Source organism: Arenibacter sp. F20364 (assembly GCF_023015905.1).
Lineage (GTDB): Bacteria > Bacteroidota > Bacteroidia > Flavobacteriales > Flavobacteriaceae > Arenibacter.
The window spans coordinates 65,130-82,721 of sequence record NZ_JALKBD010000009.1; the positions used below are offsets into that span (position 1 = coordinate 65,130).

At 38.7% G+C, this 17,592-nt stretch carries 18 protein-coding genes; 15 read left to right on the top strand and 3 right to left on the bottom strand.

The annotated features are described in order from the left end of the window. Positions 1-132 precede the first annotated feature (132 nt). From MWU84_RS09245 to rpiA, 6 genes are all read left to right on the top strand, one after another. Positions 133-999, top strand: a complete 867-nt coding sequence (locus tag MWU84_RS09245; protein ID WP_246900900.1) for an AraC family transcriptional regulator — start codon at positions 133-135, stop codon at positions 997-999. 74 nt (positions 1,000-1,073) lie between these two features. Then, positions 1,074-2,630 (top strand): FAD-dependent protein, encoded by a 1,557-nt coding sequence (locus MWU84_RS09250; protein WP_246900901.1) that lies wholly within the window; start codon positions 1,074-1,076, stop codon positions 2,628-2,630. Positions 2,631-2,700: 70 nt separating this feature from the next. Then, entirely contained in the window at positions 2,701-3,975 is a 1,275-nt protein-coding gene (locus MWU84_RS09255) for a DEAD/DEAH box helicase (RefSeq protein ID WP_246900902.1), read from the top strand. Between the two features lie 127 nt (positions 3,976-4,102). After that, positions 4,103-4,945 (top strand): endonuclease/exonuclease/phosphatase family protein, encoded by an 843-nt coding sequence (locus tag MWU84_RS09260; protein ID WP_246900903.1) that lies wholly within the window; start codon positions 4,103-4,105, stop codon positions 4,943-4,945. Positions 4,946-4,953: 8 nt separating this feature from the next. After that, the gene (locus MWU84_RS09265; protein ID WP_246900904.1) at positions 4,954-5,559 is read left to right on the top strand and encodes an FMN-binding negative transcriptional regulator; all 606 of its coding nucleotides are present in this window, start codon (positions 4,954-4,956) and stop codon (positions 5,557-5,559) included. Between the two features lie 49 nt (positions 5,560-5,608). Next, the gene (gene rpiA / locus MWU84_RS09270; protein WP_246900905.1) at positions 5,609-6,283 is read left to right on the top strand and encodes a ribose-5-phosphate isomerase RpiA; all 675 of its coding nucleotides are present in this window, start codon (positions 5,609-5,611) and stop codon (positions 6,281-6,283) included. 127 nt (positions 6,284-6,410) lie between these two features. On the opposite strand, the gene MWU84_RS09275 is transcribed toward rpiA, so the two are convergent. The 3 genes from MWU84_RS09275 to MWU84_RS09285 all read right to left on the bottom strand — a co-directional run bounded on the left by MWU84_RS09275 (position 6,411) and on the right by MWU84_RS09285 (position 10,102). Then, entirely contained in the window at positions 6,411-7,199 is a 789-nt protein-coding gene (locus tag MWU84_RS09275) for a hypothetical protein (protein WP_246900907.1), read from the bottom strand. Between the two features lie 213 nt (positions 7,200-7,412). Continuing rightward, a complete protein-coding gene (locus MWU84_RS09280; RefSeq protein WP_246900910.1) occupies positions 7,413-8,147 on the bottom strand; it encodes a response regulator in 735 nt (244 codons plus the stop codon). A 2-nt stretch (positions 8,148-8,149) separates the two neighbouring features. Next, complete coding sequence (locus MWU84_RS09285) at positions 8,150-10,102, bottom strand: histidine kinase dimerization/phosphoacceptor domain -containing protein (RefSeq protein ID WP_246900913.1); 1,953 nt, start codon at positions 10,100-10,102, stop codon at positions 8,150-8,152. 184 nt (positions 10,103-10,286) lie between these two features. Here MWU84_RS09285 and MWU84_RS09290 point away from each other — a divergent pair, with 184 nt between their 5' ends. The 9 genes from MWU84_RS09290 to MWU84_RS09330 all read left to right on the top strand — a co-directional run bounded on the left by MWU84_RS09290 (position 10,287) and on the right by MWU84_RS09330 (position 17,578). Next, positions 10,287-10,823: an ester cyclase gene (locus tag MWU84_RS09290; protein ID WP_246900917.1), complete on the top strand. Its 537-nt coding sequence runs from the start codon at positions 10,287-10,289 to the stop codon at positions 10,821-10,823. A gap of 59 nt (positions 10,824-10,882) precedes the next feature. Further along, entirely contained in the window at positions 10,883-11,650 is a 768-nt protein-coding gene (locus MWU84_RS09295; RefSeq protein ID WP_246900919.1) for a hypothetical protein, read from the top strand. A gap of 174 nt (positions 11,651-11,824) precedes the next feature. Continuing rightward, positions 11,825-12,259 (top strand): hypothetical protein, encoded by a 435-nt coding sequence (locus MWU84_RS09300; RefSeq protein ID WP_246900921.1) that lies wholly within the window; start codon positions 11,825-11,827, stop codon positions 12,257-12,259. A 61-nt stretch (positions 12,260-12,320) separates the two neighbouring features. Next, a complete protein-coding gene (locus tag MWU84_RS09305) occupies positions 12,321-13,241 on the top strand; it encodes an ester cyclase (protein WP_246900923.1) in 921 nt (306 codons plus the stop codon). A gap of 118 nt (positions 13,242-13,359) precedes the next feature. Next, positions 13,360-13,773, top strand: a complete 414-nt coding sequence (locus MWU84_RS09310) for a RidA family protein (RefSeq protein ID WP_246901169.1) — start codon at positions 13,360-13,362, stop codon at positions 13,771-13,773. A gap of 49 nt (positions 13,774-13,822) precedes the next feature. Next, complete coding sequence (locus MWU84_RS09315) at positions 13,823-14,092, top strand: hypothetical protein (protein WP_246900924.1); 270 nt, start codon at positions 13,823-13,825, stop codon at positions 14,090-14,092. A gap of 147 nt (positions 14,093-14,239) precedes the next feature. Beyond that, positions 14,240-14,782, top strand: coding sequence for an acyl-CoA thioesterase (locus MWU84_RS09320; protein WP_281502536.1), 543 nt, complete (start codon positions 14,240-14,242; stop codon positions 14,780-14,782). Positions 14,783-15,480: 698 nt separating this feature from the next. Beyond that, entirely contained in the window at positions 15,481-16,518 is a 1,038-nt protein-coding gene (locus tag MWU84_RS09325) for an acetylserotonin O-methyltransferase (protein ID WP_246900927.1), read from the top strand. 10 nt (positions 16,519-16,528) lie between these two features. After that, on the top strand, positions 16,529-17,578 hold the full coding sequence (locus tag MWU84_RS09330; RefSeq protein ID WP_246900930.1) for a proline iminopeptidase-family hydrolase: 1,050 nt from the start codon (positions 16,529-16,531) through the stop codon (positions 17,576-17,578). Positions 17,579-17,592: the final 14 nt, after the last annotated feature.

A 17,592-nucleotide genomic window follows, 5' to 3' on the forward strand; every position in this document is an offset into this window, starting at 1 on the left:
TTATCTACAATTGACTGTATTATACCATTAAACAAGTATTTTGTATATATTTATGGACAAATAATTACAGAATACTAGAATTACACCTAAGATTGGCCCCTAGCATTTCCGTGTTTAAAACCTTATTCCTAGATGAAATCTGCATTACAAAAATCGCCCATTCCTAAATCCCATGCCTTTGTTGCCAAATTATTGCGACAGCCCAATTTTGACCCTATTTGGCATTTCCATCCGGAGTATCAACTATTTATGGTGTTAAAAGGTGGCGGCACCAGATTTATTGGTGACCACGTAAAGCATTTTAAGGAAGGGGATATTACCTTCACAGGACCCAATTTACCACATATGTGGCGTAGCGATAATGAAGGTTATGCAGTAGAGGACAGTTTATGGTCCGAAGGTATTGTAGTTTACTTTCATGAAGATTTTATTGGCCAAAGTCTATTACAAAAGGAAGAAATGATTAAACTAAGGCAATTATTTCATAAGAGTCTACGGGGTCTGGATGTGACTGGAAAAACCGCAAAAACTATCGGCACCATGCTAACCAAGCTAGTGCACCTTGAAGGCATGGAAAGTGTTCTGGAATTGTTTAAAATCTTAAACTGTATTGCCAACACAACAGAAACTATATCCCTGGCCAGTCCTGGATATACCAACTCCTTAAAGGAAGCGGATACCGAAAGGATGAACAATGTCCATGCTTACGTAATGAAGAATTTCAAAAGCAAAATAGAGTTAAGTACCGTGGCCTCCTTGGCCAACATGACCCCTACCTCTTTTAGCAGATACTTTAAGATCCATGCCAACAAAACATTTTCAGAATTTTTAAGCGAAATTAGAATAGGCTATGCCTGCAAACTACTCATCGAAAATAAAATGAATATTGGCCAGGCCTGCTACGAGAGTGGCTTTCAAACACTGTCCAATTTCAACAAACAATTCAAGTCAATCACCAAAAGAACCCCCTTGTCCTATAAAAAGGAGTATGGGGTATAAACAAACACCTTAAGCCCTGGCTTGTCATAATATTTTTGAATAAATAATTACTTTAATTAAAGTAATTTTGCACTATGGTAAGAAACATTCAACTTAGGATTACTTTATTGGAAGAATCCGTAGAAGACATCCTAAAAAAGAAAGCTGCCAAATACTTAGGTATTTCCGTTCCGGAGGTGACAACTGTAAAAGTACTTCGGAAATCTATAGATGCCCGTAAGTCTACCATATATTTCAATTATAAGGTCTCGGTTTATATTAACGAACCCGCACCCAAGACCAAGGAGTACAGCTTTGATTATAAGGACGTATCCAAAGCTAAAAAAATACACATTATAGGTTTTGGACCTGCCGGGATGTACGCCGCGCTTCGCTGTATAGAATTAGGGTATAGACCCATTGTCCTTGAAAGGGGCAAAAATGTAAAGGACCGTAGACGGGACCTAAAGGCCATTAACAGGGATCATATAGTAAATGAAGATTCCAATTATTGCTTTGGAGAAGGAGGTGCAGGCACCTATTCCGATGGCAAACTGTACACCAGAAGCCTTAAAAGAGGGGATGTTCGACGAATATTCGAAAATTTGGTCTATCATGGAGCAACCGAACAAATTCTTATAGATGCACACCCCCATATAGGCACCAACAAATTGCCCAAGCTGGTGCAAAATATAAGGGAGACCATCATAAAATATGGTGGTGAAATACACTTCCAAACAAAGATGATCAATTTTACCATTGTCAATAATGCCATAAAGACCATTGTTTTACAGGATGGAACCGAAATGCCAGCGGAAAGGGTTATTTTGGCCACCGGCCATTCTGCCAGGGATATCTATTATTTGCTGAACGACAAAAAAATTGCCTTACAGGCCAAGTCGTTCGCCATGGGTGTTCGTGTAGAGCACCCTCAACATATTATAGATAGTATTCAGTACCACTGTAAAGGACAACGGAACGAATTGCTCCCTGCTGCTTCCTATAGTCTGGTAGAACAGGTGAAGGACAGGGGCGTCTATTCTTTTTGTATGTGTCCCGGTGGGTTTATAGTCCCTGCGGCAACCGCCCCGGGAGAAGTGGTCGTCAATGGCATGTCGCCTTCCAAAAGAAATAACCTATTTGCCAATTCCGGTATTGTAGTGGAAATAAATGTAGACGAAGATATTCACAAATACGAACATTTTGGACCGCTAAAAGGCTTGGAATATCAAAAGGATTTGGAGCGATTGGCCTTTACTTCGGGCGGACGGACACAAACTGCTTCTGCACAGCGACTTACCGACTTTGTGGAAGGCAAATTGTCCAACGACTTAAATCCGACCTCTTATCAACCCGGTTTAAAATCAGCTCCATTACATTCACTCTTGCCCAAATTGATCGGCAGCAGGTTACGTTCGGGCTTTACTGCCTTTGGAGAAAAAATGCGGGGTTATTACACCTCTGAGGCCAATATAGTTGGGGTAGAATCAAGAACCTCCTCCCCTGTCAATATACCAAGAAATGAAAACTTGGAACATCCTGAAATTAAGGGGCTTTTTCCCTGTGGTGAAGGTGGTGGCTACGCTGGCGGTATTGTATCCGCAGCCATGGATGGCGAACGATGTGCAGAGGCCGCTGCTGCTGGATTCTAAGGTCTATTTTTTGATTTAAACTGTTTATCCAAACTAATCCCCTACCTTTGCCGCTTATTTTACATACTACATGACATTCAAAGAATTAGGTATTATAGAGCCTATACTAAAGGCCCTGACGGCCGAAGGCTATACGAATCCAACTCCAATACAAGAAAAGTCCATTCCCATTTTGCTTCGCGGAAAGGATTTGTTGGGTTGCGCACAAACAGGAACCGGTAAAACCGCAGCTTTTTCCATACCCATCATACAACAATTGGTGTTGGATAGGGAAACCAATCCACAACAACGAAAAATAAGAACCTTAGTGGTAACCCCAACTAGGGAGTTGGCCATACAGATCGGGGAAAATTTCACCTCTTACTCCAGATTTACAGGAATAAAAAATACCGTTATTTTCGGTGGCATTAAGCAGGGAAGGCAAACGGATGCCCTTAGAAAGGGTGTGGATGTACTTATTGCTACTCCCGGCAGGTTATTGGACTTAATGAACCAAGGCTTTATTTCCTTAAAGGATATAAAGTACGCAGTATTGGACGAAGCCGATCAAATGTTGGATATGGGCTTTATCCACGATATTAAAAAGATCATTGCCAAACTACCGGAAAATAGACAATCCCTTTTCTTTTCCGCTACCATGCCACCCGCTATAGTGGAACTCTCAAAGAAAATATTGGGAGATTTTGAAAGGGTCACCATTAAACCTCAGCAAGCAACTGCAGAAAAAGTAGAACAAGGCGTTTATTTTGTCACCAAAAAAAATAAACCCAGCCTACTGATCCACCTTTTGGAAAAAGATCCAAATGACTCGGCCCTTGTTTTTTCACGAACCAAACACGGCGCCAATAAAATTGTGAAACAATTGGCCAAGGCCGATATCAAGGCGGATGCTATTCACGGCAATAAATCACAAAATGCACGGCAAAAGGCTCTGGGCGATTTTAAAGATGGGGAATTAAAGGTGCTAATAGCAACCGATATTGCCGCCAGGGGAATAGATGTTGAAGAACTTTCCCTGGTAATCAATTATGACCTGCCCAATGTACCCGAAACTTATGTACATAGAATAGGTAGAACAGGTAGGGCCAGTGCCAGTGGAGTTGCCCTATCATTTTGTGATGCGGAAGAGCGACCTTATCTTAAGGATATTCAAAAATTAATAAACCAACAGGTACCCGTTATTTCGGACCATCCTTTTGTGGATGATGGTTTCGAAGAGATCCCGTTGGAAGAGAAAAAACATCACAACAACAGGCAAAAACATAGGACTGGACATTCCAATCCCAGAGGTGGCAGAAATAACAATCGTAACAGAAACAGAAATAATAGACCAAAAAGGGATTGATTTATAATCAGTTCCTTTTTCCCTAATTTTTAGGTGATATAAATTCCCAATAATTAGTAGGTATTTAAAAATTTCAGGATATTTATTCTTTTAAAAGATTTACTCTAAAAGTAAAAATAAATATCAAATGAAAAGTTTATTCACCACCTTATTAATAGTGATGGCCATCTTTGTAATTCCGGAAGCCTCATTTTCCCAAACCACAAATTTCATCAGTTTTAATATCAGATATGACAATACTTCTGATACCATTAACAATTGGAACAAACGCAAGGCCTCTTTAGCCAAACTGATTCAGCACTATGACACCGATATTGTAGGTATTCAGGAAGGTTTACACCATCAGGTAGACTATTTGAATACCGCCTTGACGGGTTATGCCTATATAGGTGTAGGCCGGGACGATGGGCAACAAAAAGGAGAATACTCCGCAATTTTTTACAATACCGATAAATTCAAAGTGCTAAAAACAAATACCTTTTGGTTATCAGAAACACCAGAAAAAGTTTCTGTAGGGTGGGATGCTTCCATGGAGAGAATCTGCACCTATGCCTTATTTGAAAATACAGCTACAAAAAAACAATTTTGGGTTTTTAACACCCATTTTGATCACAGAGGAATGCAGGCCAGAATAAATTCGGCAGAGCTTATTTATAAAAAAATGAATGAAATAAACACCTCCAATCTACCTTTGGTACTGATGGGGGATCTAAATTTAACCCCTGACACAGCCCCTATTCAATTCCTTAAAACGAATCTCACAGATGCCATGGAAATTTCAAAAAAGCCTTTCTACGGACCCATAGGTACGTTTAACGGTTTTGATCCGGATAGAATAATGGAAAATAGAATAGATTATATCTTTGTGCATAATATTGACGTCCTGTCCTATACCCATATTGACGACAGAATGCCCAATAACATGCATATTTCGGACCATTTACCCGTCCTGATGACCACTCCCAATTAATTGACAGCATGTATACACCATCCCATTACAAGAACGAAAACCTTGAAGAGGTAAAGGAGTTTATTAAACACAACAGTTTTGGTATATTGGTGAACCAGACCAATGGTAGACCTTGGGCAACCCATATCCCTTTAGAATTGGATCAGGATGACGAAGGAAAGGACCTATTATTGGGTCATATCTCCAAGGCCAATCCGCAATGGAAATCTTTCAAGGAAAATAAAGAGGTCTTGGCCATTTTTAACGGCCCACATAGTTACATATCGTCCTCCTGGTATAAGGAAGAAGAAGTGCCTACCTGGAATTACATTGCCGTTCACGTTTACGGAAAAATACAGATATTAAATGATGATGCGGTCTTGGATTCGCTCCATAAATTAGTGGACAAATATGAAAAAGAATCGACCAATCCGGTCTCGATCCACAATTTTTCCCACAAAACCATGAAACAAATAAAGGGCATAGTCGGATTCCGAATCGACATTTCAGATATTCAAGCTACCTATAAGTTATCACAAACAAGACCGGAGGACCATCCTAAAATAATGGACGAACTACAAAAGACCAATAACTCCGGTTCCAAGGACATTGTTAATTGGATGAAAAACTTGTAGATCTATCCTGACCAATAAAATAAATTACTCTCAATAACAATTATTATAAATGAACCTAGATCAAGAAAAATTAATAGCTGCCAAAGAAGCTGTGAAATACGTTAAAAATGGAATGACCGTTGGATTGGGAACCGGGTCTACGGCAGCCCATATGGTAAATGAACTAGGTGAACTAGTTAAAAACGGACTTGAGATTGTCGGCGTACCATCTTCCGAAAGCACCAAGAAACTGGCAACGGAAAAAGGGATTCCCCTAACCACCTTGGAAAAAGCCAATTCTATTGATGTTTATATTGATGGAGCCGATGAATTTGACCCCTATATGCAGCTTATTAAAGGAGGTGGTGGTGCCTTGTTGAGAGAAAAAATATTGACTTATAATTCAGAACTTGTCATCATAATTGCCGATTCCCAAAAAGAGGTAAAAAGATTGGGCGATTTTAAACTCCCCGTGGAAACCATTCCTTTTGCTACCAAAAAAATTGAGCAGTCGCTTCAAAAAATGGGGTTACAGCCAAAATTGAGAGTAAAGAATGACGAAAATTTTGTCACCGATGAAGGCAACTATATTTTAGACCTTAACATTAAACATATTACAAATATTCCCGCCTTGGAAAGCAGGCTAAATCAGATCCCCGGCATTGTAGAAACCGGACTGTTCTTGGATATGGCCGATATGATTATTATCGGGAAGGGAGAAAACGCCATTACCTTAAAAAAATAAGTAGATCTAAACGAATCAATATAGCTCAATTCCCTATTGACAGGGACCACACATTACACCGCTAAAAGAAAAACCTGTAACCCCTGGGCTAGAGGTTTTTCTGATTTAATTAAGAAAGGGCAATTGCTCAGCGTGCCTTTCTAATCAAATTGGCCATATAAACATATTTCATGTCCCTTAACCCTATTCCATCCTGCATAGCTTTGGTAGATGCCGGCGTAGCCCCCTCTGACCAATCAATATTTTGGTTCAGGGCCTGCTTATAGTCCTTGAACATACTAACGGTCATGTGGGAAGCATAGGTATCACTTCCTATAGGGCTAATAATCCTAATTAATCCCCAATTGGCCTTTCCGCCAGAGTCCACCGCTTTTTGGTGGATAGGCTGAAATATTTCCATCTCCGCTTTTTCATAAGAATCATAATCCATTAAACCTACCTTCATCATATCTATCTGGGCTACAGTGCCAACAGACATATCAAAATCGCCCTTGGTCATGGCTATTTCTTCGGCGAATATCCTTACCGCCAAATCCCGGGTTGACGAGGAGTGGTTTAATTTTTTTTCAAGATCGGCTTCGGACATATCTGGATAGGCTGCCTTGGCCCTTTCCATAAGTTTTGACCAACTGCTGCCATCCATCATCTTTACGGGATCGTTATATAAGGTAACCGTGAGGTATTGATAGCCCTGTTGTTCTCCTCCGGGACTAAGAGCCCAAAGGTCCCACCCCGTAATATCGCCACCTTTCACGCGTTGGGCTTGAATTTTTTCCCAAAATTCTTCAGTTTCAGCGTAAGCTACTTCCTGATCATTGTCCACTTGCATGAATTCGAATACTAAGTAGAGTTTTTCTTGAGCAATGGCCATATTGCCCACTATCACTAATGCGATAAGAATCAAAACATTTTTCATAATATTTATGTTATTGGTTAATGTAATTCTTTAAGACTATGAATTCTTGAATAACATCAAAGTCCCATTTAAATTCAGAAGTATGGTTCCCATAAACCATTTGCAGGATTATATTAGGTATTAAATCTTGGAATATGTATTGGGGTAGGATGAATGATGGCTAAAATTGTCCGTAACTAGCGGGTAAATTATCTAAGGCTTGTGTTCAAGGCCTCAAATTGTATGTAGGTGTTTTAAAAGATGTTCTTTGAATGATTTGCTCAGGGGGATTACTTTTCTATTAATTTCCATATGGTTATCGGCAACCACGTCCAATTTGGAAATATTGACCATGTAGGACCGATGCACCCTAATAAAGATTGGGCTTTTAATTTCATTTTCCACAACCTTAAGTGTGGTACTTATTAAGTAATTCCCTGTTGAGGTTACAATATTGCTGTAATTTCTGTCCGCTTCAATATAGAGTATCTCATCCAAAAGCAATTTTATCATTCTCCCATTATGTCTTACAAATATCCGGTCTTCCAAAACTTCCAAGTTTTCGGAACTGTGACCAACATCCATATGCTCCTCCTTCAAATGCTCAACTACAAGTGCAATGGTTCGTTGCAAGTCAAGTTTATTAAACGGTTTAGAAATAAAGGCATGGGGATGCGTGGTTTTAGCCTTGGCAAAAGTAGCTTCATCGCTATTGGCCGTGAGATATATTATGGGAATCCTTTTCGATTTCAGGATTGCAATAGCTACTTCAATACCATTGATGGCTCCCCTTAGGTTGATATCCAACAAAATAATATCGGGAGTATTGGCCATTGCATGTAAAATGGCCTCTTCTCCTCTTGTTTCAATGCCCATTACCTCATATCCCAAATTAGAGAGTTGCACAGAAATATTGGCAGCGATTATCATATCATCCTCAACAATTAAAATGCGGGTCTTTTGTTCCATAATTAGGCTGCTTTGTTGTTTTGAAATTCAAAGGAAACTGATGTACCCTTCTTTTGCCGAAGCAGCATTTTACCATCTAACTGCTTGGTTAACAAGGTTATCAACTGTGTACCAAATCCTGTTCCCTTATTTTGATTTCCATTATTGATGCCTATTCCATTGTCTGTAACCTTAAGTTCCAAATGGGCGGGCTTCTTAACAAGACTTATCGTAATAGTCCCTTTATGAATGTTGGGAAAAGCATATTTTAAAGAATTGGTTATCAGTTCATTGACTATTAATCCAATAGGTGTTGCTATATCTACATTCAGTTCTATCTCCAGCATGTCATAAACCATTTCAACCCTTTGCTCCGCGCCATAGGAGTGAAGCACATAATTTCCTAAATTCTTAAAATAATTCTTCATCTCTATAGTCGCCAAATCCTTGCCCTGATATAAGTTTTGATGTATCATACTCATACTCTGAATCCTATTTTGGATCTGGTGCATGTTGTTCTTTATTTTTTTGTCATCTATATGGGCAGATTGCAGGGAAAGCAAGCTAGAGACGACCTCCAGGTTGTTTTTGACCCTGTGATGTATCTCCTTTATTAAAAATTCCTTTTCTTGGTTCTGATGTTGTAGCCGTATATTTTTTCTACGGTTATTTCTAATGGCTATAAAGCCCAAGATCAAAAGAAACAATAAGAATCCGGTAATAACCCAAGTTAAGTTCTGGTTACTCTGCTGTTTTTTTATGGTTCCCTGTTGCAGAAGTATGGTATCTTCCTTTTGCGCGACGTCAAATTCCGTTTGCAACAAGGCAATTCTATGATCGGATTCGGCCGTAAAAATTTCCCCTTTTAGTCCGTCATATTTGGAGAATGCTTTGTAAGCCTCCATATAGTTATGGTCTCCCGCGTATGCCTTTCCCAAAGCTTCATATGCTTGACTCAAAAAATATCCATCTCCAAAATCGGCCGTTGCCACTTCGATACATTTTTGAAGGCTAACTATGGCATCTTTGTATTTTCCCTGAAGATTCTGCAGCTTTCCTATGGAAAGCCATGACCTCATCAGCATAAAACCATTATCCAACAACTCGGCATATTTAACAGCATTAAGTCCAGCTTTTTGAGCCTTTTTATAGCTATTTAGATAGGCATATAAATCCACCAAAGAGATATAAACATCGCTTAAATTATTATAAAATCCGTATCGCTCACCTATGGCCAATGCATGCTCATAATATTTAAGGGCCTCCTCATGCCTATTTAATTTAAGGTAATTATTGGCTACCACATAAAGGGTGAAATCATAATCCAAATCAATTATTCCGCGTTCTTCAAAAATAACAATGGATTTAATACCATATTTTAATCCCTTTTCATACTTGCCCTGTTTCCAAAAAATATTGCTCAAGTCGCTATAAGCCAAGGCCACTGCCCTTCTATCGCCTAGCTCCTCCCCCATTCTCAATGCTTCCATGGCATAATCGGCAGCCTTGTCCAGCTGACCCCGACGCTCATAAACATAACCCAATTGCGTATTTAAAAAAGGGAGGTCTTTGGTCAGCACCTTTGTTTTGGCCTCTTCCAAAACTTCTTCGGCCCTGTCCAATTTTTCCATACGCAATAAAATGGCTCCTTGGGTAATTTGAAATCGGCCATTCCAAAGTATATTTTCCTTGGCAGCGGTACACTTTAAACCCTCCAGGGCAAAATTTAGGGCCTTTTTCAGATTTCGTGTATGCCAATAATAGGCAAGATCATTAAGGATTTCGAATTGCAGGGTATCGGATGGGGCGTTTTCATAGAAATCTTCCAAATGTTGCAGATAGGAAGGGCCAAAATTATCGGTATCTACAAATACCTTTTCATAAGGCCGGGAACGATTAAAATCTATTAACTGTCCAAATATTAATGACGTACAGAAAACACTGGTAAAAATCGTTATGTAGAGGTATTTACCCATTTTTTAAACTATGATATACTTTAAAAAGAAGGGGGGCAATAAATATACGAATATTATTCGCATAAAACATAGGGTAATTAAAACCACCTATTCGGACAATAAATAGGGCCCTCCGTCCTATATGAATTGGTTACCCGCTAAAAAACTGAGTAATTGTTTCAAGATATAGTGTTATCACATGTTCATGAAATCCTCAATAATACTTTTAATATTTATGGTTATAGGCTGCATTTCATGTAAAAACAACCAACAGCCCGGTATTAATGAAATTTTGACAGAGAATAACGGAAACCCGATTACCCAAAAAAAAAACATTGAATCAATTATCGGAACCTTTATAAACACTCGGGATGAAGAGGATATTGATAGCCTAATAACAGATAATTATATAAGAAATATGAACGGCATTCCAGTGGTTACCAATAAAACGGAATTAAAAGCAAGGATAAATCTATACACTACGGGATTTCCAGACTACAACATATCATCAAGCAATAGTTCTGTGTGCGAAAATCAAGGCTACGTCAACTGGGTCTTCAAGGGTACCCATACGGGCCAATTTGCAGATGTAAATGCAACAGGCAAGAAAGTCAAAATAAACGGATTTTCACATCTCTATTTTAACGATGAGGGCCAAATCTACCAAGAGGATATTTTTTACAATGAGCTGGAATTTCTGCAACAACTAGGTTATTCCTTGGAAGCCCCAATGCTTAAATAATTCAAAAAACAAATGTTACTCCCTATAATTAACTGTATAACCAAAAAACAACAAACATCATGAGAACACTTAGAAAATCCCTTTTTATTGTAGTGGCGGCAATGCTTCTACCCTTCATTACAATGGCACAAGGAGAAAAAAACCAGGCCTATTATGTTCATGAGGACCAGGTAAAACCTTCAATGATCCAGAAATATAATGAAGTTTCCAAGGATTTTAAGGAAGCCTGTAAAAAACATAATCTTCAGGAAATGAGCTGGCAGGTTGCCTCTACCGATACGGGACGATACTTTAACATTTCTCCTATAGAGAATATGGCGGAACTGGACAAGAACGTTATGGCTCCCTTAGCGGAAAAAATGGGCGAGGAAGCCTTTAGGAATCTTTTTAAGCGGTATAATGAATGTTATGACAAACATGGGGATTATATAATCTATCTAAACAAGGAACTTACTTATATGCCCGAAGGAATAAGCACAACCACCGAGGGTCAGAACTATAGAAAATGGCATTTCTTACACGTTACCCCTAGCAACATCCAAAACCTCAAAGGAAAACTGAAAGAATTAAAAGCCCTGTATACTTCCAAAGGATCCAAGGAGTATTATCGCATATACCACAACGGATTTGGTAATTTGGGAGATTATTATCTCGCTGTAATTTCTGCGGTAGACGCCGAGGACTATGCCAAAAAATCCAAGGAAAACGAAGCCTTATTGGGTGAAGAGGGGAAAAAACTTTTTGACGAAATGTTTGGTTACGTGCTTAAATACGAAACAGAAACCGGACAAATGCACCCCAATTTAGCCTATACCCCTTCAAATTGAATTCATAAACAGGTAGGCTAAAGGTTTCTAAGTAAACCACAGGGTATCAAGTAGTTTGAAGATTTTCAATTTGAATTAGCAATTTCGTAAAGAAAATAAACCAAACCTTATCTACAACCCACCTACCTGTTTTTAAAATGTAAAATGAAATTAATAACCATTAAATTCAACCATATGAAAATTACAAAAACAATTATCGGAGCCCTAATGATCCTCGCCCTATTTATTCCTACCTCAGGATTAGCGCAAGAGGGAAACTATTTTACAGTTACCACCTGGAAACTAAGTATACCTGAAAATGGGACACGGGCCGAACTCAATGCCCTTTTAAAAGATTTTTCCGAAAAAATATCCTTCAAGAACGATAAGGTCATCAGTGAAAGGGTACTACATCATATATCCGGTGGAGACTTACGGGATCTGGTTATCATTAGTGAATACGCTTCCTGGAACGACATAGATGCCGCTGCTAATATGCAGAATGATTTGATCGACAAGGCTTGGCCCAAGGAAGAAGACCGCAATGCCTTTTTTAAGTCGTGGAATAAATATGTAGTTACCCATTCCGACGAGATTTATCAAGAAAATCCGGAATTAGCGAAAAAATAGTAGAAAAACCTGATCGGATATTCAACAAGGCACTTGTCCGGTCCATTAATCCTATAATATCATGAAAAAACTGATCATAATTGGGCTTGCAATAGCTTTCAATACGGCCTGTCAGGAGAAAGGACCGGAACGTTACACCCAGGATTCCCCACAAATTAATACTGTTAAGCAATTAATTGGGAATTACAATAACAAAACCTACGATACGAGCATCTATGCCGATACTTCAAAAACTTATTACAACGCCAAGGAGAACCCATTGTCTCCAGCAGAGGTAATTGCCTACCACAAAGAAAGGGACATGGCCTACTCCCAGAGAAGTTTTCTGGATAAGGACCAAGAATATGAAATGGTGCTTACCAATGATGGGGAAACATGGGTAAACTGCTGGTTGGATTGGCAGGGGACCTTGGCTGGAAATGGTCAGGTTGTGAAAATTCCCATTCACCTCACATATCGTTTCCTGGATGGCAAAATTGTGCGGGAAGTAGGAATGTGGGACCCCTCCGCTATAATGCTTGCCCTTCAGGAAATAGAGATGAAAAATAGTATGTCTGCCGATGAAAAAGCTATTCAGGCTACTATAGATAATGTTATCAAAGCATGGAATTCCAATGATAAGGAATTAATGTATGCCCATTTGGCTACCGACATAATCCGAACAGATAACGGAAACATCATGGCTAAAAAACAATCCGATTACGGAGACTTTATGGATATATACCACAGTGCTTTCCCCGATTTCACCGTAACATTGGATAAAACAGTTATGGTAGGCAACAAAGCTTATCTCTATTGGACCTGCACAGGTACCAATACCGGAGAATTTATGGGAAATGCTCCTACCGACAAAAAAATTGAAACCCATGGTTTTAGTGTCTGGATGTTCGACACCGAAGGTAAAGGAGCCCGGGAAGATGCCTTTTATGACAACCTAGTTGTATATGAACAGCTCGGCTATTCCATGCCCATGCTAAAATAAAAAAACCGCCAAAGCTGATACCACAATGAACAAAAAAAGAAAACCTATCATAGGCATTTTACTATTTTTCCTAATAGCAATAAGCCTAAACTGTAAGGAAAAAACCGCAGATGAAGCTATGGATCAACCTGCAATTTTGGTTGAAAAGGAAATTCCTGAATATTTTCTATTGCGCCCTGAAGTAGAGAAGGCTTATGGCTATTCACATGCCGTAAAAATCGGAAACGAAATAAAGGTTTCCGGTGCAGTCAGCATGGACGATGAAGGCAACCCTACCGGAATTGGGGATATGGATCAGCAAATGAAAAATTGTTATTCTGATTTGGAAAAGGTCTTATCACACTATGGATGCACCTTCGATGATGTAGTAGTAGAAAATGTCTTCACCACCGATATGCCAAAATTTTTGGAAGTTGCCGCTTATAGAAATGAGATTTATAAAAAGCAATTCCCAACTGGTTCATGGCTAGGCGTGAAGGAATTGGCATTACCTGAATTTTTAATAGAAATAGAATTGGAAGTGCATAAATAGGGGCAATCCACATCAAACAGTAAAATGTTAAAAAATAAATAACACTAAAATGAAACAAACAATTGTAACCCGTCACAAGGTAGGAAACATAGAAACTTGGCTAAAAGGGCATGAAGACCGTGTAAAGCTTTTTGCCGCTGTAGTATCCAGTTTTAGGACCTTTCAAGATACAAATGATCCAAACTCCGTAGTTCTGGTTTTTGAGGATGCGGATATGGAAAAACTTGGCGCTATTATCAACGACCCCAAGAACAAATCAATTAAAGATCGCCACACTGTATTGGAACCCATAATTCTTTCCCTGCAGCTTTCGCTTTAACGAAGAATCAAAATTATACTCCCGATGGTCTACTTAAAATATTGAAAATTGTCGACTTCAGTAGCTTATAATAGTAGACATATTTACCAAAGACCTGAAATTAACCACTAACTCTCTTAAAAGTATTACAATACCAACACACAAAAAATGCTCTATTACTGGTTAAATTTGTTGAACATTTTTATTTGCTCCAGATTATTTTGGAAAAAAGTTGATCTGACATCAAATCACACAAGAGAACGAAGGGTAAGTATTTTTGACTGTGATACTTTTAGATATATGTCCAATGCCAAATACGCCTATTACATGGACTTTATTCGATTTGAAAAAATGTTCAGATCCAAATTATTTAAAAATACGGTAAAGAAAGGAATGTATGCCGTTTTGGGGTCCCAAAAAATAATCTATAAAAGGCCTCTAAAAATGTGGTCTACCTTCAAGATAACCTTGATTTTGGAAGGATGGGATGACAAATGGGTGTATCACAGTCAGGTTTTTGAACAAGAAGATCAAGTTTGTGCCATTGGTTATACAAAAGCAGCTTTTTGGAAAGACAAGAAGGCTCAGGATATAAGGATGATATTAAAAAAATGTGGGGTCACAACGACAGAAATGGCTACACCCCAAAGAATACGCGATGTTTTTAAAGGCGATTATGATCTTTTAAAGAATACGGTTCATCCAGTATAATAACACTTATTCACATGGAAAAAGCATACAAAAATCTGGGATACTTTTTATTGATGCTGATACCATTGACCTTTTTGGGTTTTTACAAAACCTATTTCATTCAATTTCCCTTCTTTGAAGAAAATATAACTACCTTCATTCACCTTCATGCCATTATTGCATCCATTTGGATCCTACTACTTATTGTTCAACCCCTGCTCATATTATACAGAAATAACAAATTGCATAGAAAAATTGGTAAACTTTCCTACACAGTTTTCCCAATTTTGATTTTATCCTTTGTACCCCAAATGATACGGATCATAAATTCTGATGTACCACAGTTTTTATTCTTCCCTTTGGCAGATAGTGTACTTTTGATTCTATTTTATTCTTTGGCAATTTACCATAGGAAAAATGTTTCCAGACATATGCGCTATATTATTGGTACGGCCACCGTTTTTCTCGGGCCCACTATGGGACGAATTGGGCCACATATTTTCGAGTGGTCGGAGACTGTGACCCAAAATATACAATACGGAATAATCTACTTGATTCTTATTGGGCTGATTTTTTACGATAAAGGAAATAAAAAGAATTACCGGCCATACCTTTTAATTCTAACAACTTGGATAATACACCTTATTGCCTTTAACTTGATATTTTTAAATTGAAAAAAAAACATTGCACAGTTAACAAATTTCTAAAAACGATCAATTATGGAAGCAGCAGCTCAGATTAAAGTAGATCCCTCAAAAATCATGCAGGTAGGCACAGGTTTTTTCGGAACCAAAACCTTGCTCACAGCAGTGAACATGGAACTTTTTACGGTTTTGGCAAAACGGGATTTGTCCGGAAAGGATATTCAATCCAAACTGGGTTTGCATTCCCGCAGTCTCTATGACTTTTTGGACGCCTTGGTCTCCATGGGCTTTTTAAAAAGAAAAGGAATAAAAGAGAATGCCCTTTACAGCAACGCTGACGATGCAGATCTCTTTCTGGACAAGAACAAACCCAGCTACATAGGTGGAATTTTGGAAATGTGCAATAACCGTTTGTACCCTTTTTGGAACGATTTGGAGGATGGCCTAAAAACGGGGTTGCCACAAAATGAAACCAAAAATGGTGGGAAACCCATTTTTGAAGCGGTTTATGGGGACCCTAAGAAACTGAGGGAATTTGTTGGAGCTATGGCCGGCGTACAAATGGGAAATTTTATGGAATTTGCCAAAGTATTTGATTTTTCGAAATACCAAACCCTGTGCGACATTGGTGGGGCGGGAGGATTTTTGGCTGCCCATGTAACCCTTAATAACGAACATATGCAATGTAGCAGTTTAGATCTGCCCCAGGTAGAACCAATTGCAAAAGAAAATATGCATAATATGCAATTAAGTGACATGGTAGACATTATATCTGGAGATTTTTTTAATGATGATTTCCCAAAATCGGATATAATTACTATGGGTAATATTTTACACGATTGGGGAACCAAGGACAAAAAAATGCTTGTTAAAAAAGCCTATGATGCCCTACCCAAAGGAGGTGCTTTAGTGGTTATCGAAAATATTATCGATAACGATAGAAGCAAGAATGCTTTTGGTCTTTTAATGTCCTTGAACATGCTTATTGAAACTGCTGAAGGTTATGATTTCTCCTTTTCGGATTTTAACAAAATAGCAGAGGAGGCCGGGTTTAAATCAACCTCATTAATGCCTTTAACTGGTCCAACCAGTGCAGCGATTGCCTTTAAATAGTATTGAAGCCATGAAAGCTTGTTTTCTATTCACCGCAGTCGTTTTACTTTTTTTGAATTCCTGTCTGCAAAATCAAAAATCAAAAATATCCTCGGATAGCACCTCTACCTACCTGGATTACTCCAAAAGGGATGATCAATTTACCGGTGGCATAAAAATGATACCGATTACCACCCCCGAAGGCACTTTTAAGGTATGGACTAAAAGGGTTGGCAACAATCCAAAGATGAAAGTGTTATTGCTTCATGGTGGCCCCGGTGGTACCCATGAGTTCTTTGAATGCTTTGATGGTTATTTGCCCATGGAAGAAATAGAATATATATATTATGATCAACTGGACTCCTATTACAGCGAGCAGCCCAACGATTCAACCCTTTGGACAACGGAACATTTTGTGGAGGAAGTGGAACAGGTCCGAAAAGCCTTAAACCTAAGTAAGGACAACTTTTATTTACTGGGGCAGTCATGGGGAGGCATTCTGGCAATGGAGTACGCCTTAAAATATCAGGATAATTTAAAGGGACTCATTATTTCCAATATGATGGCCAGCATCCCCGAATATGAGAAATATGCAGCTGAAGTCCTTGGTCCTCAACTGCCTCCTGAAGTTTATAAGAAAATAAAGGTAATGGAGGCCAATAATGATTTTGAAAATCCAAAATATTCAGAATTGGTAACAGAGCATTACTATACCGAACACTTTTTAAGAATGCCCTTGGATAAATGGCCGGAATCTATAAATAGGGCCATGGGCCACCTCAACCCCAATATATATGTGTTTATGCAAGGTTATAGTGAATTTGGGGTCACAGGAAATGCCTCCTTAAAAGGTTGGGATGTTTCCAAAAGATTGAAGACCATAACTGTGCCTACTTTGGTTATAGGTGCTACCCATGATACCATGGATCCGAAATATATGGAATGGATGTCCCAAGAGTTGCCCAAGGGTCGATTTTTGTTGTGTCCAAATGGCAGCCATTTATCGCAATATGATGATCAAAAAACCTATTTCAATGGTTTGATAAAATTTATTAAGGATGTTGACCAAAAAACCTATTGATCCAAAAAAATGAA